This window comes from Desulfuromusa ferrireducens (assembly GCF_055389805.1).
This window is the reverse complement of the sequence record NZ_AP042415.1, coordinates 351,980-370,240: the sequence shown is the minus strand read 5'-3', so window position 1 is coordinate 370,240 and position 18,261 is coordinate 351,980. Positions and strand designations below refer to the sequence as shown.

Genomic DNA, 18,261 nt, shown 5'->3' with positions numbered 1-18,261 from the left:
GGAGCGTCCGGGGAGGACGCTCCCACTCTTTTTGTTAGCTGCCATTTTGTGAGTACGACAGGCCTTTACAGGTCAATTTTTTATTGGGAACCCTCGTAACGAGGGAAGGAGGCGAAGCAACAATGTATATCAAGGCTAAAATTCTTACCATCGCAGGACTGCTGCTGATCTGCTGTGGCTTCAGCACGACACCGGTCTTTGCCGCGGCAGAGATCCTCTCGCTGGACGCCAACCCCAATACGTTTATGGAGCGCGGAGCCACTGAGATTACCCTGACGGCAGAGGTTGCCGGCAGTCCGAGCGTTTCAGCCTGGAGTCAGATCAGCGGGCCGAAGGTTCCGTTATTGGCGCTTTCGTCGACCACTGCCACGGCCGATGTCAGCACTCTTGAGGTTGCCGCAGAGACAGAGCTGGTCTTTCAGTTAAGCACCAGCGAAGTCGATGGCTCGATTGTCTCCCGACAAGTCAGCGTGCAGGTACAACCTGCCGATATGACTCAGGTGCCGGGTGAAAATGTGCAGATCGGCGGGTCGAGTACGGCCGTGGCGCGTTTTACCGTTAATGGCGCGCAGTGGTGTCTGTTCAATGTCGGCACCGCGCTAAAGGCGACGCCGGTCAGCATCCCGCAAGGTGATGTTGCTCAGATTGTCCTGCCTGGTTTCATCAAGGATCTGAAGGTCATCGATTACAATGGCGTCAACTATGCAATTGCGGCCTTGGGCAGTGCTGGAGTCGCGCTGGTCGATGTTACTGATCCCGTTAACATGAAGCTGGTGACGGTTGCCAAGGTGAACTACCTGCTCGAAGATGTCACCTTTGCCGAGGGGGGCGGGAGTATCCTCTATGGCAATACTATTGCCAGCGACAAGGCACCGATCGTTGCAGTTGAAACTGATGCGGAAAGCCTTTATTTGGGTGACGCTGAATATGGGATTCACAAAACTGCCATCGCCAACCTGATTAACAATCTACGTGAAGCCGATGGCACCTTAGTGATCGATCAGGAGATCGCTACCATTCAGTATGCCGGCGAACGCCCCTGGGGCGGTGCTCAAGGGTTGCAGTTGTACGGCGGAAAGCTGTTCGTATCGCTCGATGTGCTCGGCCTGGGGATTTTTGATCCCAGCAGTCTTGAGCAGGTCGGTGGTTACAACCTGTACACCGACAGCGCCCGGCACGAGGATTACTTCGGGACGATGGTTGTTGCCGATAACGTCGGCCACGACGCTGCGACTGGCGAACCCTACCTGAACGGCTTTACCGGCATGCCCGATTATCGGCAGGTCAACTACGAACTTCGCAGCGGCAGCAAAGGCAAGAACAAAAGCGTGGAGATCCCGCACCCTTGGGCCGATCTGGAACGCGAAGCGCGCTGGTTTTATCAGGCCCTCGATGTTGACATCACCCAACAGGCAGACCGCACCATCGCCTACATCGCCTATTCTCTGGGCGGGGTGGTGGCCGTCGATATCAGTGGTTTTGAACACGCCACAGACAACGACTTTTATCACCCTCGCTATCTTGGCTATTTCCCGGCCGTACCCGCCAACGGCCCCGATGAAACCGGCTCACAGCCAGCCAGCTTGCTCCCCTATGAGGGGGCCGGCAAGCTCAAGGAGTCGGGTGTTCGCGCAGTACGGGTCAGCGGCGACCGGGTCTATCTGAGTGATCATTTCGCAGGGCTGGTGGTACTCGACAATGCCGCCACTCCAGATCTGCACTGGCATGGGGCGAGCACGCCTTACAACAACGATGACAATGTCATCGCCGGCGACCATATTCCCGATTGGGAAAATGTTTCTTCTTACGACATGTCGCCTTTTGATCCGGCGGACAATGAATCTCTGCCGGGTGCTTTTTTTAATGCTCCTTGTCTGCTTGCCACCGCCGAGTTAAACGGTCACGGCAACAACTTGGCTCTCCTCGATAGCATTGAGGAGGCGGCAGAAAATATTGATCTGCTCGAATGCTCCGGAGCTGGCGGTTTTGTCTTTGTCGACCTCAAAGATCTGGGTGCTACCGAGATGGCTGATCGCTACGAGATCAACGGCTATTTCCCACCGACCGATGAGATCGGCGCAGCGCCGGATGGCAGCCCGACCCAAACGATCTCCATCGGCCATACCTCTGGAGTCGCGACATCGGATAATTACCTGTATGTTTCCGACGGTCCCCACGGAGTCACCGCCTGGAAGATCACCGACGATGCCGGTTATCCGACCGACGATGTTCATCTGGTCGCCAATACCGTGCAAAATGAGTATCCGGTGACCGTGAACGGCGAAACCATTTATCCGCCTTCGCACACGGTGCGTAACGTCATCGATCCGAGCGGCGAGAACGCTTGGGCCCTGTGCGCCAGAAACGGACTGCGCCGTGTCGCTATCGATCAGGTTGAGGCGGGAGCCGGTCAGGTTGGAGCGCCGCTGATGCTTAAACTGGCGCCCACCGATATCTATGAGCACAACAACGAAGTATTAAATGTCGAGGAACTCAATCAGCAGGACCACGCCTACGGGGTTAAATTCCTCGGTGATCTGGCCTTTGTTGCCGATGGCTCCAACGGTCTGACTGTTTATGACGTCAGCAAGGATCCGACCCTGCCCGGCAGCGGCTTCTTTGTCGCTAATTTGGGCACAACCAAGGCCAAGCCGTTGTTCGGCACGGCCCATGGGGTCGACCTCTGGCAAGATCCGGTCAGTGGCAAGCGCTACGCTCTGGTCGCTTCCGGTCCCTTCGGTATCGGTGTCGCCGATGTCACCGATGTTTATAATATGCGGACGATCAAGGTTTTTGAGCCGATCAAATACGAGGATGGTGATGTCGGTTCGGCTGACGGCAAAGCCAGCGACGTTAAGGTGATCGGCGACAAGGCCTACTTCACTTACGACAGTTTTGGCGTTGTCTGCTACAGCATGGCCGATCTGATCGCGCCACTGCCTGAGGGAACGGATCCCACCGACCTGTTTAAAAAATCGAATCGGGGGATCGTGAGTTATGATTACCGTCCCGAGGTGCTGGGTCGTTTCAAGCTACAGCTGATCCCAGGGTACGAGGAGGTTTCCGGCGGGGCGATGCGCATGGACTACACGACCCAAAGTGGTCGTCTCTACCTGTACGTTGCCTTCGGTGCAGCCGGTGTGGTCAAGATTGATTTTACCGATCCGGCGAGTCCGCAGCTATTGGACATTAAAAACACCGCAGCCGAAGCCTCGGATGTGACCATTTCCAACGGCCGTCTTTATATCGGGGATGGTGCCGGAGGTCTGGTTCTGTTTAAATAATCAACATCTTCTGGGAGCGCTCCGTTCGGGGCGCTCCTTTTTTCAACGCCACTTTTTATCTCCTGATCCCGTGTAATCCCTCTCCCCCCTGCCAAATAGCCAGACAAGGTCCCTGCTCTAACAAATTCGCTGCAGTATTATCTGTCCTCCTTTAAGCCGTTATTTCCTCGTAGCTAGCTAGGGTACTGGCTTTGCTCGACTCAATCATACTTTTTCAATATCTACCAGCGGTTACTTGGCGCAAGTTATCCAAATGATTTGCTTTTTCGGGAATACCTCATGCCGAAACTTCGGATAAGCCTGCGTACGGGCATGACTAGCTATGCTGGATTCAAGGCCGTATTGATTTCCATTTGAGGGGGCCATTTAAATGTATATTCAATTGTGTAAGAAATATTCTTCAGGAGGGAACATGCTTCTCAGGCGCTGCTTGATATTGTTTGTCTGCACCTTGTCCATCTTTGTCTGTGGCCCCGTGTTTGCCATGGTCGGAGGCTCATGTGTCAACTGCCATACCATGCACAGCAGCCAGGACGGACAAGGGGCTATTGATGCTGACAATCTAATGCGGCCGTCATTGACCACGACAGACTGTGTCGGCTGTCATTCCAGTGGTGGTGCGTCCACCATCGTGACTCTCGGCGAGACGAAAATCCCCATCGTATTTAACAGTGGCAGTGCTCCTGACTATCCTCCTGATGGGACTAGCAGTTCTGCTTTGGCCGGGGGCAATTTTTATTGGGTTGCCAAGGGGGATGACTCGAAGGGGCACAATGTCTTCGGAATTTCCAATGTTGACCAGAACCTTTCTGTGGGCCCTGGGTATCCGTCCAACGCGGCCAGCGGCTGCCATTGCCATAGTACGCTTGCAACTGCCGATAGCGGTTGTACCGGTTGTCATACCCCCCGACATCACGCCGATGACTCAGCTACGGTCGTTGATGTCATTGGTGGATCTTACCGCTTTCTTGGCGGTGTCATGGACAGGTTTTTCGGGGCGATTGTGGAAGGTTCTGACAATAGTCCAAACTCCAGACCTTGGGTGGCGGGAATTGAAGCCAAGGATTGGGAGCAGAATCCCTCAGCCGATAACCATAATACCTACTCTGGTACCGATACCGTTTATGCTAGAACGGTAGGTACCTATCTGAGTAACTCCTCTATCGGGGAGCTTTGCAACGGTTGCCATGGGAACTTTCACCATATGATGAATGAAGGTCAGGGACTGAATAATAGGGTGCCTGGATTCGTCACCCCAGTGACGTGGTCATTCCTGACCGCGGGGAGTATCAAAACTACCTTGAATACAATCCACTGGCCCCAGTCGCCAAGCAGAACCTGACAGCTGGTATGAAGAATGCCACAGCTGTTCAACTGGGAAGTGATGTTGTCACCTGCATCTCCTGTCATCGTCCGCACGGGTCGCCGTATCCAGACATGCTTCGCTGGAATTACGATGACTGCCAGACCGGTCAGTCCAATAGCGACTGCGGCTGCTTTGTCTGTCACACCCAAAAGGATTAGTGGGGCTGCTTGCCAGTCGTTCTGGATTTTGAGCGCCATCTTTAACTATACACAATGTCGCAACCAGGCCCCAGGTCAAGATTGATCTGGGGTTTGTCAATTTTAAAGATTGAAAATTATTTTTGAGAATTGTCCCCTAAAAGTGCTCAGGGATATTCCGCTATTGGAGGGGATAGCAGGAGCGGCGAATGAATTAAGGCTGGAAAGGAAGTGTGTCGGGAAGCGTAGCGGATATAAACGACCATGCAGGCAGAAAAACGCAGAGCCACGCAGATCGACAGATCTTGTGGCTCTAGAGTTTACTAGCTATTGGTATGCCCTGCATTAACTGCAGGTGGATACTAGGAGAGATATTGAGAGTAGCCTGACTTTCTCAAGTCATTCAGAGTATAGCCTTTTGAAATAAGGTTGAGAATTTCGAGCTCCAATTTTTTGGAAGTATTCTCTTTTATCGCCATAATTGCAATCCGTTTCCCCCGATCATCTTTTTCACTCATATGATAACTCCTCCCTGGAAAATGGTTAAGAGCTTCGAGTTTAGCATAAATAGCCGGGGATACTCAGCCGGAGTTTTAGCGAAAGTGAAGTTGTTTAGCCTGGATGTTATTTGTTGAATCATATCTGTACTTTACCGCTGTTAATTTTTTTCACTTTCAGGGGTTGATTTTACCTGCCAGCAATGTAAATCTTCTGTGACTGATCCAATCAACTATTTCGTCGGCAGTGATACATGACACTGCCCTCTCTTTTTAGCTGAACATTTAGGAGATATCATGGCTGCAGAAGCTGGCAACAAGGTTAAAGTCCATTACACCGGAACCTTCGACGATGGTGAGGTCTTCGATTCCTCGCGTGAAACCCTACCGCTTGATGTTGAACTCGGTGCTGGACAGGTGATCCCCGGTTTTGAACAGGCGATTACCGGCATGGAAGTTGGTGAGTCGAAGCAGGTCCGGATTCCGGAAGTGGATGCCTACGGTGCCTATAATCCCGAGATGGTTTTCACCACTGACCACAGTCAATTCGAAGAGGGTGTTGCCCCTCTGGTTGGCCAGCAGTTTCAGGCCCAGTCTCCAGATGGTGGCCAGATGTTACTGACGGTTAAAACTGTGACCGAAGATGAAATTGTCATGGATGCCAACCATCCGATGGCTGGTAAAGACCTCAATTTTGCTCTTGAATTGATCGAGATTCTTTAGTCGGCGAGAATCTGATATAACGGTTGAAAACTTAAAAGGCCCAACTTCGAGAATTGAAGATGGGCCTTTTATCTGCCTATTCTGTTCAGTTAATGTAGGTGTTCTTTTTAGGGCTTAAGTTGGTTTTTTGAACAGCGTCTCCGCGGCCTCGTAAATGGTCTCGGACAGGGTCGGATGGGGATGGATTGCTTTGCGCAGGTCTTCACTCACCGCGGCCATCTCCAGAGCGACCACCCCTTCGGCGATCAGCTCCCCGGCACCGGGACCGGCGACCGCAACGCCGAGTACCCGATCCGTTTCGGCGTCGACAATCAGTTTGGTGATCCCGTCATCCCGCCCCAGGGTCAGGGTCCGACCGTTGCCACGCCAGGGAGTTTTGGCGGTTTTGACCTTCAGTTTCTGTTCCCGCGCCTGCGTTTCAGTCAACCCGCACCAGGCAATTTCCGGGTCGGTGAAAACCACCGCTGGAATTGCCCGTGGATCGAACACCGCGTTGCCGCCAGCTGCGACATCGGCGGCTACGTTCGCTTCTGCGTAGGCTTTGTGGGCCAGCATCGGTTCCCCGGCAATATCACCAATGGCAAAAATATGTGGCTCTGCTGTGTATAATTGACCGTCGACCTCAACAAAGCCCTTTTCATTGAGGGTGATGGCGGTATTTTCCAACCCCAGGTTTTCGCTGTTCGGTCGCCGACCGATGGCAATCAGAACCTTGTCAAACGTTTTGCTGAGTTGCTCTCCCTTCTTATCTTCCAGCATCACCTGTACAGCATTTTTCTGCTCTTTTAATTCTGTCACCTTCGTACTGAGCATGATGGCGGAAAACTTTTTATCCAGACGACGCTTGAGGACCGACACCAGATCGCGATCGCAACCGGGTAGCAGACCGTTGGTCATTTCAACCACCGAGACTTTACTCCCCAGTGCGGCATAAACTGATCCTAACTCCAGGCCGATGTAGCCGCCGCCGACCACCAGCAAAGATTTCGGTACATCGGTCAGTTCCAGCGCACCGGTCGAGTCGATGATCCGTGTGCTGCCCGGCTTGGTACCCGGCAGCATGATCGGCCGTGAACCGGTGGCGATGATGGCTTGTTCGAAGGTCATCTCTCCGGTTGCCCCGTCGGTTGTCGTTATTGACAGGGTTTGGTTGTCCTTGAATTGTGCGCTGCCACGAACGTAGGTTAGTTTTAGTTTTTCTACTTTCATCCCCAGTCCGCCGGTCAGTTTTTCGATGATTTCGTTCTTCCAGTCGCGCACGCGATCGAGATCGATCTTCGGTTTGCTGAAGGTGACGCCGATCTCTGCCGACTCTTCGCTTTCGGCAAGTAGTTTGGCGACATGCAGCAGGGCTTTGGAGGGGATGCAGCCGCGCTGCAGACAGACGCCGCCGGGGTTGGCTTCGGGATCGATCAGGGTCACGTTGAGGCCGAGTTCGGCGGCTTTGAAGGCTGCGGCGTAGCCGCCGGGGCCGGCGCCGATGATGACTAGTTGGGCCTTTTCGGGGATATTGTTCATGCGGAACTCAACCTTTCCGTTGTTGATGTCTTTGGCTCAGTCAAAACCGGCGGGTTGCGTCCCGCCAGACGCCTTACTTTTTGTCCAAGCCAACAAAAAAGTAAGCAAAAAATGGCTTTTTTATTTCTTCCTCATGGTTGCGGTGACTCTTTTCAATGGCAAAACAAATCAAATCAAGCCGTAAGTCCATTCGGCAGAACCCGGTAAGGCCCCGGCTCGCAGGCTCACACGGGCTAAACGGGAGCGGCGTTTCTTTGTAGGTTCCGTTGGAACTGGGATCCATCGGTAGATCCAAGCTGTTATTTCCATTGCTCCGACGGCATTTCCCGTTTAACCCGTTCGAGCGGCTTTTCGCTCGTCCGGGGCCTTTCGCTTTCAGGAGCAACAGCGACAAGACCTATTTGGATTCATCTGACCACATAGTTTTTAACAGCGCCGAGACCTCTCGCGACAGTAATAAAAAGGCTGCTTTCTTTTGCTTCGTTTTCTTTGCAGCCTTTCAAAGAAAATGCAGTCGGCTGTCGGGCCGAGACCCGACGGTTTCCCCCCTTAATCACCCCTTCATCACCAAATGAATCGGCTTCTCCAACGCCCCACAAATCCACCTCAAAAACCGCGCCCCATCCGCCCCATCAATCACCCGATGATCATAACTCAGCGACAACGGCAACATCAGTCGGGGTTCAAATTCCCTTCCGTTCCAGACCGGTTGCATCTCCGCCTGGGAAACGCCAAGAATAGCCACCTGTGGCGCATAAACAATCGGCGTAAAAGCGCTGCCACCGATACCACCCAGGTTACTGATAATAAAGCAGCCACCCTCCATTTCCGCCGGACTGATTTTGCGTTGCCGGGTTTTTTCTGCCAGTTCGTTCAATTCAACGGCCAGCCGCTCTATGCCTTTTTCTCCGGCATCGTGCAGCACCGGCACCAAAAGCCCGCTGGTTGTATCGACGGCGACGCCGATATGTTGATAATGCTTAAGGATCAGCTCGTTGCGCGCCAGATCCAGGCTGCTGTTGAAACGCGGAAAGGCTTTCAACGCCGCGGCGCAGACCTTGACCAGAATGGCGGTCATGGTCAGTTTGGCTTCGGCGGTCATTTGATAATTGAAGTCTTTGCGAAATCCCTCCAGTTCTTCAATGTCGGCTTTGTCGTACTGGGTAACCATCGGAATAGTTGACCAGGCATAAGCCATGGCATCGGCGGTCAGTTCGCGAATTTTCGATAGCGGTTCAAGGCTGGTTTCTCCCCATTTGCTGAAATCGGGCAGCGGTCGTTGCGCGTGCAGGCCAGCAAATTCTCCGACTGCCATTGGTGTCGATCCGCCGCCAGTGAGTCGCTGCATAGTGTCACGAACAAACAGGCGAACGTCCTCAGCGCTGATGCGGCCAGCGGGTCCGGAACCCTGTACTTGATAGATATCGACCCCCAGTTCTCGGGCCAGTCGACGCACCGAAGGTGCCGCAGGAGCGACCCGATCATCACGGCGGATACTGGTTAGGTCGAGAGGCGGTTCTGCTGGCAGCGGCAAGACTGGCGGCGGTAATGGTTGCTTGGGCGTGGGTTCGACTACGGGCTCTGGTGCCGGTGTTGCTTTGGCTGGTGCTAGCTCAGGAGCATCAGTTGTAATTTCCTGACTCGCGGTAGCGGCGGCTTCAACCAGCATGATCACCGCGCCGATCGCCACTTTGTCCCCTTCAGCAACCTTGATTGCGGTGACCTGTCCGGCCACGGGCGTGGGGATGGCAACCACGGCCTTATCGGTTTCTAGTTCCAGCAGGGTCTGATCCTCATCAACTTGATCTCCAACAGCAACGCTGATGGCGATGACCAGTCCGGCGGTAACGCCGTCAGAAACTTCGGGGACGATTATTTCGTGTAGCATGCTGGTCCTTTATTCGACGTGGGGGTTCAGTTTGTTTGGATTTATAGCAAATTCGTTCAGCGCTTCGGTCACCTTGCTCATCGGGAGTTCCCCAGCCAAGGCAAGCTGGCGCAGGGTGGCGACGACAATATAGCGCGCATCGACTTCAAAGAAATCGCGCAATAGTTCGCGACTGTCACTGCGGCCGAAGCCATCGGTTCCCAAACAATGCAGTGGCCGCGGAAACCATTGTGCGACCGAAGCCGGCAGGGCTTTCATGTAGTCGGAAGCGGCGACGAAAACACCTTTTTCTTTGCTCAGTAGCTGACTGACATAAGGCGTTTTGAATTTTTTCTGCGGGTTGAGCAGGTTCCAGCGTTCACATTCGATGGCGTCGGTATAGAGTTCCTTGTAGCTGGTGACACTCCAGACATCGGCCGAGACCTGATATTTTTCCAATAGCTGCTGGGCCTTGATGACTTCGTTGAGAATTGCCCCGCTACCGAGCAGCTGCGCTTTGAATTTGCCTTTTTTCCCCGTTTGATACTTATACATCCCCTTGATGATCCCTTCGCGTACATCGGCCCGCTTCGGCATTGCTGGCATCAGATAGGTTTCGTTCATCACCGTCAGGTAGTAGATCCAGTCTTCCTGATGACAGTACATGCGCGTCAGCCCTTCGTGGACTATCACCGCCAGTTCATAAGCGAAGGCCGGGTCGTAGGCCTTGACCTTGGTCGGTGCCATCGCCAGCAGATGACTGTGACCGTCCTGATGTTGCAGCCCTTCACCGGCCAAAGTGGTGCGCCCCGAAGTGGCGCCGATCAAAAAGCCACGCGCGCGGCTGTCGCAGGCCTGCCAGATCAGATCGCCGACCCGCTGGAAACCGAACATCGAGTAGAAGGTGTAGAAGGGGATGGTCTGTACGCCGTTATTGGAGTGGGCGGTGCCGGCGGCGATAAAACTGGCCATGGAACCGGCTTCGCTGAGACCTTCCTCCAGAATGGCTCCTGTCTTCTTTTCGTTGTAGAACAGCAGGCTGCCCTTGTCGATCGGCTCGTACAGTTGCCCGGAGTGGCTGTAGATTCCGGCCTGCCGGAACAGCGCTTCCATGCCGAAGGTGCGGGCCTCGTCGGGTACAATAGGGACGATCAGTTTGCCCAGTTCGGGATCGCGCAGCAGTTTGGCCAGCAGATGGACAAAGGCCATGGTGGTGGCCAGTTCCCGGTCTCCAGAACCGTCCATATATTCGCGGATCAGTTCGTCGGTCTGGCAGGCCATCGGATCGCTGCCGGCATAGCGATTGGGAATGGAACCGCCTAGCTGTGATCGGCGTTCCAGCAGGTATTGAGACTCGGGGCTATCGGTGGCGGGTTTATAAAATGGCGCTGCGGCGATGTCCTCATCACTGATCGGGATGTTGAAGCGGGTGCGAAATTCCTTCAGTTCCTCTTCGTTGAGCTTCTTTTGCGAGTGGGTGATGTTCTTCCCTTCGCCCGCTTCGCCCATCCCATAGCCCTTGATGGTGTGCGCCAGAATCACCGTCGGCGAGCCCTTGTGTTCATAGGCCGTCTTGTACGCCGCATAAACCTTGTCCGGGTCGTGACCGCCGCGGGTCAGCGCGCCAAGCTGTTCATCACTGTAGTTTTTCACCAGCTCCAGCAGTTCCGGATATTTGCCGAAGAAATGATCGCGGATATAGGCACCGCTGCCGAGGGTGAAACGTTGCATCTCGCCATCGAGCACTTCGTCCATCCGTTCAATCAAGCGCCCGGATTGATCCTGATCGAGGAGTCGATCCCAATCGCCGCCCCAGATGACCTTGATGACATTCCAGCCGGCGCCGCGAAAAGCGGCTTCCAGCTCTTGAACGATCTTGCCGTTGCCGCGCACCGGGCCATCGAGGCGTTGCAGGTTGCAGTTGACGACAAAAATCAGGTTGTCGAGCTGCTCGCGGGCCGCCAGGGTGATGGCGCCGAGGGATTCCGGTTCGTCCATTTCGCCGTCGCCGAGCATCGCCCAAACCTTGCGGCCGCTCGATTTGCGTAGGCCGCGGTCGACCAGATAATGATTAAAGCGTGCCTGGTAGATGGCGGTCAGGGCGGTCAGCCCCATCGAGACGGTTGGGAACTCCCAGAAGTTTTTCATCAAAAAGGGGTGCGGGTAAGAGGAGAGTCCACCTTCCGGGTGCAGTTCGTTGCGGAAGCGTTCCAAATCCTGTTCGGTCAAGCGTCCTTCAAGAAAGGCCCGCGCATAAACTCCCGGTGCCGCGTGCCCCTGAAAATAAACCATGTCACCGATAAAGTCTTCGGTGCGGCCGCGCCAGAAATGATTGAAGCCCATTTCCCAGAGGGTTGCGGTTGAGGCGTAGGTCGAAATGTGGCCGCCGATGCCGGGGGATTCGCGATTGGCGCGCACCACCATCGCCATGGCGTTCCAGCGGATGATCGACTTGACGCGGCGTTCGATGTCGCGGTTGCCGGGGAACACCGGTTGCTGATCGTAGGGGATACTGTTGATATAGGGGGTGTTGGCGGTAAAGGGGATGCTGACCCCCTGTTCCTGTGCGCGTACTTGCAATAGCCTGAGCAGCTGTCGAACCCGATCCGGCCCCTGATTCTGCAATACGTAATCGAGCGATTCACGCCACTCGCTGTTTTCTACTTCCTGCTGGTCGCCTGTAACTTTCGGCTTTTGCTGACTCATAGCCCTCAACTCCTTGTAACTGAAGAACGCTGCTTGCTCGTGGGTGCATGCAGTTAAAAAATCGAAACTCTGTAAATCTTACCTGACATTAAGTTTTTCGCTATGACGCTGCGGTGGGAAAACAACTTGAGAGTGGAAATCCAGTTGTTTCTCTGTCCTTATCTGGTGTTTGATCAGGGAATGGCAGAACAACGCAAAATAATTCACCTCGATATGGATGCTTTTTTCGCCTCGGTCGAACAGCGGGACAACCCAGCGTTGCGTGGCAAACCGGTGATCGTCGGTGGCGATCCTGGAGGTCGCGGCGTGGTGGCGACCTGTTCTTACGAGGCGCGCCGTTTCGGTATCCATTCGGCCATGTCTTGCGCCCGGGCTTATCGACTTTGCCCACAGGCGTTGTTTGTTCGTCCCCGTTTTGATGCCTACCGAACGGTGTCGTTACAGATTCGCGAAATTTTCCATCAGTACACCGATCTGGTCGAACCGCTCTCCCTTGATGAAGCCTTCCTTGATGTGACGGAAAACAAGCCGGGTATTGTCTCCGCCACCTGGGTGGCGCAGGAGATTAGGCAGGAAATCAGCAGCGTGACCCAGTTGACCGCATCGGCCGGTGTTTCCTACAACAAGTTTCTCGCTAAAATCGCTTCCGATGTGCAGAAGCCTGACGGCCTGACGGTGGTGACGCCAGAACAGGCGCAGGCATTTATTGATCTGCTGCCGGTGCGTCGCTTTCATGGCGTCGGGCGGGTTACGGAAACTAAGATGCAGAACCGTGGGGTTTTGCTTGGCGCGGATTTGAAGCGCTGCTCGCGGGAAGAGCTGGATAAATATTTCGGCAAGGCGGGAGAGTATTACTACAACATTGCTCGCGGCATAGACCTGCGTCCGGTGGTGCCGAACCGGGTGCGTAAGTCGATCGGCAAAGAAACAACGTTGAGCGAAGATATCGCCGACCGAGGTCAGCTATTGACCATCCTCGGCGATCTCGCAGGGCGGGTCGCCACGTTGTTGCAAAGCAAAGAGACCAGTGGCCTGACGCTGACTTTGAAGGTCAAATATGGTGATTTTCAAATTGTCACTCGCTCGCTCACCCGCGTCGAACCGAATGAACAGACGGCGGAGATGTTACAACTGGCAGAAGAGTTGTTGGGGAAAACCGAAGCCGGTCAGCGCTCGGTCCGGTTGTTGGGCCTGACAATTTCCGGGCTGACGACCGATATCCCGGCGGAAGAACCGTTGCAGATGGAGTTGCCGTTTCCTTAGCTCTCGATAGTCTCAGCCTCCATAAAGAGCAAAGTACCAGCTGAGCATAAGCAGACACAAACTTCCGCCGGCGAAAAGGCGATTAACTGCTGCGGACAGCTGACCCGACTGCTGAGCAATCCAGCCAACTAGCACACCCAGCCCGATGCCGAACAGAAAGCCAAACAGGTGCGCACCAATATCGGTATTCTCGCCACCTGCCCCAAGTAGTGCAAGTAATCCCAATGCGGCAGCCACGGGCATTGGCCAGCGGCGGCGTAAATTGTCGCGGTAGCGCATGGTGTTGATCGCTGCCAGCAGGCCGACGGCACCGAAAACTGCAGTTGATGCGCCGATGGAGCGATGGTCGGGGGATTGCACCAGGGCGTTGGCCAGGTTGCCGAGGATGCCGCTGGCCAGGACCAGACTCCAGCCGAGACCGGACCCGAGATCACGACAGAGGCGGTTGATAAAAATGCCGCCAACGACGATATTGCCCATTAGGTGGACGCCACCGGAGTGCAGGGTCAGGGCGGTGACCAGGCGCCACCATTGTCCGTCGAGAATTTTCCCGGCATGCGCGTTACCGAGGCTGTGCCAGTTGATTGGGGCGTGACCGAAAAGGGCGATCTGTTTCTGCGTCAGAATATGAAACAGCCCGAGGGCAATCAGTACCCATATTGTTGCCGCAGTGTTTTCCTGTTGAGGGTGTTCTGCCGGAGGCGGTGGTGGCCAGTTACGATTCTCTTTTTCAAAACTTTGCAGTTCTTCGACGGCAGCCCGGTAGCTGGTGGTCGGCACCGACAACTGCCAACCGTGGGTTAGTCGCTGGTTGCGGTAGGGAATGCCACGTGATTGCAGGACCAGGGCCCAGTTTTTACGCTGGCGTTTCGACAGCGGATGGGAGGTTGGCCCATCCGTCAGTTGCGCTGGTATCACGATCCATTCCAGTTGCTCGATGTCGATCCGGTTATCGCTCATAGCGGCTATTCTGGCAGATGAAGATTGTCAGGTCATCCGATAACTGCTAATAACAGCAAATCACCCCTTTCCTTGCAGGCTGTTATGACCGTCGAAACACTTGCCACGGAGCTTGGGCTCTGGGCTGAAATCACCACCTGCCTCTACCGTACAGCTGGCGATCAGGCACCGCCGCTGCTGACTCGATTGGCCGCGTTGCCGGTCAGGCGCAGTCGGGCAACCCGCAGTTTGGGCAGTTATGTTTCACGGCAGGGACTGCCGGTCTGTATCCGCCTGCAGTTTGCCCAGGAGCCGGAGACGCTTAAACAGACCTTGCTGCATGAAATCGCCCACGCTTGTGATCATCTGAGCGATCAATATGGTAACCGCTATCGCCGCGCCCATGGTCCGCAATGGCAGGCTTGGGCGAGAGCCCTTGGTACGGCTGCGGAGAGTTGTGGCAAGAGTGAGGCCTTGAATCAGCTCTATCAACAACGGTTGAAGCTGGTCGCCGTTTGCCAGACCTGCGGTACGGAATTCCGGCGGATAAGACGTTTGAATCGGCGCCGAAAGTATTTTCATAGCAATTGCGGTGGTCGTTTGCGACCGGTCTGAACAATCTATTTATTGAACAATTCCCCTCCCCATGAAAAATGGCAGGAATGTCAGGTAAGCTTGATACGAACCCAATTCGTAGCCAGGAGGTCTGATATGCGTTCACTGTTTTTTCTTATCTGTTTTACCTTTGTTTTTATTCCCCTGTCCCATGCTACCGTTGGCGTTGTGCATGTAAAAAGCGCTCACGATGTTAGAGCCACCGCAGACCGGTTAGAGAGTGCTCTGTTAAATAAGGGAATGACGGTTTTTGTTCGGATCGATCATGCCGCTGGAGCAAAGGGTGCCGGTCTGGAGTTACGACCGACTGAGCTGGTTATTTTTGGCAACCCTAAGGTTGGCACTCCGCTGATGCAGTGTCAGCAATCTGCAGCGATTGATTTGCCGCAAAAAGCGTTGATCTGGCAGGATGCCGATGGTCAGGTCTGGTTAACTTACAACGATCCGCACTATTTGGCAGAGCGGCATGGTTTGGAACCTTGTGCAGAGCAGGCGTTGAAGAAGCTCGCCGGGGCGTTGGCTAAGTTTTCCCAGGTCGCGACCGCTCCATGATCGTTTTATGGCTGTGTTTCATAATGTAGGAATTTATACATAGGTGAACATCTATTTCTAGTGAACATCATTGTCATTATTTAAAACAAACAGGAGGTCGTGTGGAGAATTTTATTAACGTTCTGAGGGAAACCGTCAATCCGGCAACTCAACCTGTGGGAGTGAACCTGATTGCGGATAAAGCATTGCTGGAGGGGAAGAAAATACGTCTGCAGGGCAAGCGGCTGACCATTTGCCAGCAGATTGCTTACAGCCGGATGTATGGCTGGTCGACCTGTTGTACGGCAGAAACCGCTCATTGTGTTTTGGGGGCCGGCTGCACCGGATTAATCGACGCACCGCAACGGGTCGTAGATGGAGTGGTTAATGACGGAGTCTATCAGCAGAATCAGTCTGCGGCGGCAGCGATGCAGCAGGTGATGCCTCGGCTTGACTCGGGGATGGCAGCGGTGTTGACCTATCCGCTGGGTCGTCCGATTGCTGGATTGGAACCGGATCTGGTGGTGATCTACATGAATACGGCGCAGGCGATGCGTATGGTGCAGGCCTTTCTCTACCATGAGGGTGGCGAGTTCACCATGAAGTCATCCGGCGATGCCGGGGTCTGTTCGCGTGGGGTGGCGCAGGTGGCAATCAGCGGTGAGCCGACCATTGAGATCCCCTGCCTCGGTGACCGCCGCTTCGCCATGGCGCAGGACCACGAACTGTTGGTCGGAATTCCAGCCACCTGGCTGGAGCGTACGGCTGAAGCGCTGCAGGCAACCCATAAGGCTGGAATTCGTTATCCGATCCCCTTTCAGATCCCCGATAGTTGTGATCTTCCACCGACCTTTATTACTGGAGAAGAGGATATCTGAACCCTCTAAAACTCATGGTTTATCGCAGTCGGTGTGAGGTTTTGCGCCGGCTGTTCAGTGCGCGGTATCCGGATAGACCCTCGCGAGAAACTCGGCAACGCAGGCCGGCTTGCTAGCTCCCTCAATTTCAATCTTAATCAGGTAGCAGATTTGCACACCATTTTTAACTTCTTCGGCCGATTGAATTTCGGTGCGGGCACGGACTTTTGCTCCGACTTTAACCGGTGCCGGGAAGCGGACTTTGTTCAGTCCATAATTGACACGGTATTTCATGCCCGGATAGTTTTTCTGAAAGAAGTCCGGGTGGTTGCTTTCGGTCAGCAAGGGCAGCAGCGACAGGGTCAGATAACCGTGGGCGATGGTTGAACCGTAGGGGGAGTCTTTTTTGGCGCGCTGCGGGTCGGTGTGGATCCATTGGACATCGCCGGTCACTTCGGCAAATTTATCGATCCGCTGCTGGTCGATTTCCAACCAGGGGCCGAGGTGCGTTTCCTGTCCGATTTGTGGTTGCAGAAATTCAAGTAGTTTTAAAATAGCGGTCGATTCTGTAGCTTTGCTCGACATCGGTCAGACTCCTTATTTTGATTCACGGGCAGCTCAGCAGTTTATCCAGTTTTGTCAGCTTAGTTTTTATTTCCTCATCCACCTGTTCTGGGCCGAACATCCAGCGGAGTTGCCCGAGCATTAGTGTGACATCGGCCAGTTCTGAGATGACGGCCTGTTTGTCGATTTTCCCGCGCCGATAATGCTTCAGCGCCGCAATTAATTCGGCACATTCTTCAACCGCCTGATCGTATTGGGCCTCTTCGCCCCATTTGTCGATAGTTGCCTGGTAGATCTGTTCCATCTGCATAGTTGAGGGCCTTGTAGAAAAAGAATCTAAAGTCAGTGATAGCGGTGGCAAGTTTAACATAAAGGGATATTGCGGAAATCAGAGAATTTACAATTAAGTTGTCAGTCGATTCGTAGTGAGCTTGACTGTCTTGCTTGTTTTAAATACCCTCCGAGGTGCAAATAGTTTCTGTCCGGAGGGGGCTCCGTTTGGTTTTCCTGTTTGGATTTTGTTATGGAACTTTTCGCTGGTTTGTTATTGATTCTCGGTAGCGCGTTGTTGCTGGCGGCTGTTTGGCCGGTCTGGCGGCTGATTCTGCAACTTCCTCCGGGTGGTATTCGTAGTTCGTGGCGCTTGCTGTCGGTTTTGCTCTACTTTTTTATCGGTGGCTACCTCCTCTACTCCTTCCTTTTTTGGGGCGATCACGCTCAACTGACCGATCTGATTGTCCCGCTGATCTTTTTCTTTGGTGCGGTTTTTGTTCTGCTGGTCAGTACGCTGTCGTTGACAACGGCCAATGATATTAAGCGGATCTTTACTTTGGAGTATGAAAGCACCACCGATCCGTTGTTGGGAATTTACAATCGTCGCTATCTGGAAAAGCGGTTGCACGAAGAGTTTTTCCGTTCCAAACGGTACGGTTTTCCTCTCTCTGTGCTGCTGCTCGATATCGATCATTTTAAACTTGTCAATGATCGTTGGGGGCACCCGATTGGCGACCTGATTTTAAAGCGGCTGGCGACATTGATTATAACCACAGTGCGTGAGGCAGATGTTGTGGCTCGCTATGGTGGCGAAGAAATTCTGGTCATTTTACCGCATACTGCTGGAGGCAAATCATTGCTCCTGGCGGAACGGCTACGCGCTGCAATAGAAACGTTTGTCATGGTGACGGCCGAGGAAAATGATAATCAGGAGGAAGTGACCGTGACGGCTAGTTTGGGGGTGTCAATGCTAGTTGATTCGATGACCAGCTGTCAGCAATTGGTTAAGCAGGCAGATAAATCACTCTATTTTGCCAAGGGTCGCGGGCGGAATATGGTGGTCGGTTGCCCCCATACCGAGAAGCAAAATAACTGAGTATTGCCGTTGAACGGTTGTTAAA

At 53.9% G+C, this 18,261-nt stretch carries 16 protein-coding genes; 9 read left to right on the top strand and 7 right to left on the bottom strand.

The features are described 5' to 3' along the window. Nucleotides 1–122: 122 nt before the first annotated feature. From ACZ5PT_RS01640 to ACZ5PT_RS01630, 3 genes are all read left to right on the top strand, one after another. Nucleotides 123–3,284: an LVIVD repeat-containing protein gene (locus ACZ5PT_RS01640; protein ID WP_464265070.1), complete on the top strand. Its 3,162-nt coding sequence runs from the start codon at nucleotides 123–125 to the stop codon at nucleotides 3,282–3,284. Between the two features lie 412 nt (nucleotides 3,285–3,696). After that, nucleotides 3,697–4,626 (top strand): hypothetical protein, encoded by a 930-nt coding sequence (locus tag ACZ5PT_RS01635; protein WP_464265069.1) that lies wholly within the window; start codon nucleotides 3,697–3,699, stop codon nucleotides 4,624–4,626. Between the two features lie 8 nt (nucleotides 4,627–4,634). Continuing rightward, complete coding sequence (locus ACZ5PT_RS01630) at nucleotides 4,635–4,808, top strand: cytochrome c3 family protein (RefSeq protein ID WP_464265068.1); 174 nt, start codon at nucleotides 4,635–4,637, stop codon at nucleotides 4,806–4,808. Nucleotides 4,809–5,149: 341 nt separating this feature from the next. Here ACZ5PT_RS01630 and ACZ5PT_RS01625 read toward each other — a convergent pair whose 3' ends face one another. After that, the gene (locus ACZ5PT_RS01625; protein WP_464265067.1) at nucleotides 5,150–5,305 is read right to left on the bottom strand and encodes a hypothetical protein; all 156 of its coding nucleotides are present in this window, start codon (nucleotides 5,303–5,305) and stop codon (nucleotides 5,150–5,152) included. Between the two features lie 276 nt (nucleotides 5,306–5,581). Between ACZ5PT_RS01625 and ACZ5PT_RS01620 the strand changes: the two genes are divergently transcribed. Then, entirely contained in the window at nucleotides 5,582–6,007 is a 426-nt protein-coding gene (locus ACZ5PT_RS01620; protein ID WP_464265066.1) for an FKBP-type peptidyl-prolyl cis-trans isomerase, read from the top strand. A 114-nt stretch (nucleotides 6,008–6,121) separates the two neighbouring features. On the opposite strand, the gene lpdA is transcribed toward ACZ5PT_RS01620, so the two are convergent. The 3 genes from lpdA to aceE all read right to left on the bottom strand — a co-directional run bounded on the left by lpdA (nucleotide 6,122) and on the right by aceE (nucleotide 12,098). After that, nucleotides 6,122–7,525 carry a dihydrolipoyl dehydrogenase gene (lpdA, locus tag ACZ5PT_RS01615; protein ID WP_464265065.1) on the bottom strand — a complete coding sequence of 468 codons (1,404 nt, stop codon included), beginning with the start codon at nucleotides 7,523–7,525 and terminating at the stop codon, nucleotides 6,122–6,124. 553 nt (nucleotides 7,526–8,078) lie between these two features. Continuing rightward, a complete protein-coding gene (locus tag ACZ5PT_RS01610) occupies nucleotides 8,079–9,413 on the bottom strand; it encodes a 2-oxo acid dehydrogenase subunit E2 (RefSeq protein ID WP_464265064.1) in 1,335 nt (444 codons plus the stop codon). Between the two features lie 9 nt (nucleotides 9,414–9,422). After that, complete coding sequence (aceE, locus tag ACZ5PT_RS01605) at nucleotides 9,423–12,098, bottom strand: pyruvate dehydrogenase (acetyl-transferring), homodimeric type (protein WP_464265063.1); 2,676 nt, start codon at nucleotides 12,096–12,098, stop codon at nucleotides 9,423–9,425. Nucleotides 12,099–12,230: 132 nt separating this feature from the next. Between aceE and dinB the strand changes: the two genes are divergently transcribed. Beyond that, nucleotides 12,231–13,361 (top strand): DNA polymerase IV, encoded by a 1,131-nt coding sequence (gene dinB, locus ACZ5PT_RS01600; RefSeq protein WP_464266698.1) that lies wholly within the window; start codon nucleotides 12,231–12,233, stop codon nucleotides 13,359–13,361. A 12-nt stretch (nucleotides 13,362–13,373) separates the two neighbouring features. On the opposite strand, the gene ACZ5PT_RS01595 is transcribed toward dinB, so the two are convergent. After that, nucleotides 13,374–14,321 carry a rhomboid family intramembrane serine protease gene (locus ACZ5PT_RS01595; protein ID WP_464265062.1) on the bottom strand — a complete coding sequence of 316 codons (948 nt, stop codon included), beginning with the start codon at nucleotides 14,319–14,321 and terminating at the stop codon, nucleotides 13,374–13,376. Between the two features lie 84 nt (nucleotides 14,322–14,405). On the opposite strand from ACZ5PT_RS01595, the gene ACZ5PT_RS01590 reads away from it, so the two are divergent. The 3 genes from ACZ5PT_RS01590 to ACZ5PT_RS01580 all read left to right on the top strand — a co-directional run bounded on the left by ACZ5PT_RS01590 (nucleotide 14,406) and on the right by ACZ5PT_RS01580 (nucleotide 16,324). Beyond that, nucleotides 14,406–14,915, top strand: coding sequence for a SprT-like domain-containing protein (locus ACZ5PT_RS01590; RefSeq protein WP_464265061.1), 510 nt, complete (start codon nucleotides 14,406–14,408; stop codon nucleotides 14,913–14,915). Between the two features lie 96 nt (nucleotides 14,916–15,011). Then, nucleotides 15,012–15,467 carry a DUF302 domain-containing protein gene (locus tag ACZ5PT_RS01585; RefSeq protein WP_464265060.1) on the top strand — a complete coding sequence of 152 codons (456 nt, stop codon included), beginning with the start codon at nucleotides 15,012–15,014 and terminating at the stop codon, nucleotides 15,465–15,467. A 101-nt stretch (nucleotides 15,468–15,568) separates the two neighbouring features. Continuing rightward, nucleotides 15,569–16,324 (top strand): DUF169 domain-containing protein, encoded by a 756-nt coding sequence (locus tag ACZ5PT_RS01580; protein WP_464265059.1) that lies wholly within the window; start codon nucleotides 15,569–15,571, stop codon nucleotides 16,322–16,324. A gap of 54 nt (nucleotides 16,325–16,378) precedes the next feature. Here ACZ5PT_RS01580 and ACZ5PT_RS01575 read toward each other — a convergent pair whose 3' ends face one another. Continuing rightward, nucleotides 16,379–16,888, bottom strand: a complete 510-nt coding sequence (locus ACZ5PT_RS01575) for a MaoC family dehydratase (protein ID WP_464265058.1) — start codon at nucleotides 16,886–16,888, stop codon at nucleotides 16,379–16,381. 22 nt (nucleotides 16,889–16,910) lie between these two features. Beyond that, nucleotides 16,911–17,177, bottom strand: coding sequence for an antitoxin (locus ACZ5PT_RS01570; protein WP_464265057.1), 267 nt, complete (start codon nucleotides 17,175–17,177; stop codon nucleotides 16,911–16,913). 213 nt (nucleotides 17,178–17,390) lie between these two features. Here ACZ5PT_RS01570 and ACZ5PT_RS01565 point away from each other — a divergent pair, with 213 nt between their 5' ends. Continuing rightward, complete coding sequence (locus ACZ5PT_RS01565; RefSeq protein ID WP_464265056.1) at nucleotides 17,391–18,236, top strand: GGDEF domain-containing protein; 846 nt, start codon at nucleotides 17,391–17,393, stop codon at nucleotides 18,234–18,236. Nucleotides 18,237–18,261 lie beyond the last annotated feature (25 nt).

Bases quoted from the DNA above. Each gene is read 5' to 3' on its own strand.
- ACZ5PT_RS01640 (WP_464265070.1), top strand. From the start codon at position 123: ATGTATATCAAGGCTAAAATTCTTACCATCGCAGGACTGCTGCTGATC.
- ACZ5PT_RS01635 (WP_464265069.1), top strand. From the start codon at position 3,697: ATGCTTCTCAGGCGCTGCTTGATATTGTTTGTCTGCACCTTGTCCATC.
- ACZ5PT_RS01630 (WP_464265068.1), top strand. From the start codon at position 4,635: ATGAAGAATGCCACAGCTGTTCAACTGGGAAGTGATGTTGTCACCTGC.
- ACZ5PT_RS01625 (WP_464265067.1), bottom strand. From the start codon at position 5,305: ATGAGTGAAAAAGATGATCGGGGGAAACGGATTGCAATTATGGCGATA.
- ACZ5PT_RS01620 (WP_464265066.1), top strand. From the start codon at position 5,582: ATGGCTGCAGAAGCTGGCAACAAGGTTAAAGTCCATTACACCGGAACC.
- lpdA (WP_464265065.1), bottom strand. From the start codon at position 7,525: ATGAACAATATCCCCGAAAAGGCCCAACTAGTCATCATCGGCGCCGGC.
- ACZ5PT_RS01610 (WP_464265064.1), bottom strand. From the start codon at position 9,413: ATGCTACACGAAATAATCGTCCCCGAAGTTTCTGACGGCGTTACCGCC.
- aceE (WP_464265063.1), bottom strand. From the start codon at position 12,098: ATGAGTCAGCAAAAGCCGAAAGTTACAGGCGACCAGCAGGAAGTAGAA.
- ACZ5PT_RS01595 (WP_464265062.1), bottom strand. From the start codon at position 14,321: ATGAGCGATAACCGGATCGACATCGAGCAACTGGAATGGATCGTGATA.
- ACZ5PT_RS01590 (WP_464265061.1), top strand. From the start codon at position 14,406: ATGACCGTCGAAACACTTGCCACGGAGCTTGGGCTCTGGGCTGAAATC.
- ACZ5PT_RS01585 (WP_464265060.1), top strand. From the start codon at position 15,012: ATGCGTTCACTGTTTTTTCTTATCTGTTTTACCTTTGTTTTTATTCCC.
- ACZ5PT_RS01575 (WP_464265058.1), bottom strand. From the start codon at position 16,888: ATGTCGAGCAAAGCTACAGAATCGACCGCTATTTTAAAACTACTTGAA.
- ACZ5PT_RS01570 (WP_464265057.1), bottom strand. From the start codon at position 17,177: ATGCAGATGGAACAGATCTACCAGGCAACTATCGACAAATGGGGCGAA.
- ACZ5PT_RS01565 (WP_464265056.1), top strand. From the start codon at position 17,391: ATGGAACTTTTCGCTGGTTTGTTATTGATTCTCGGTAGCGCGTTGTTG.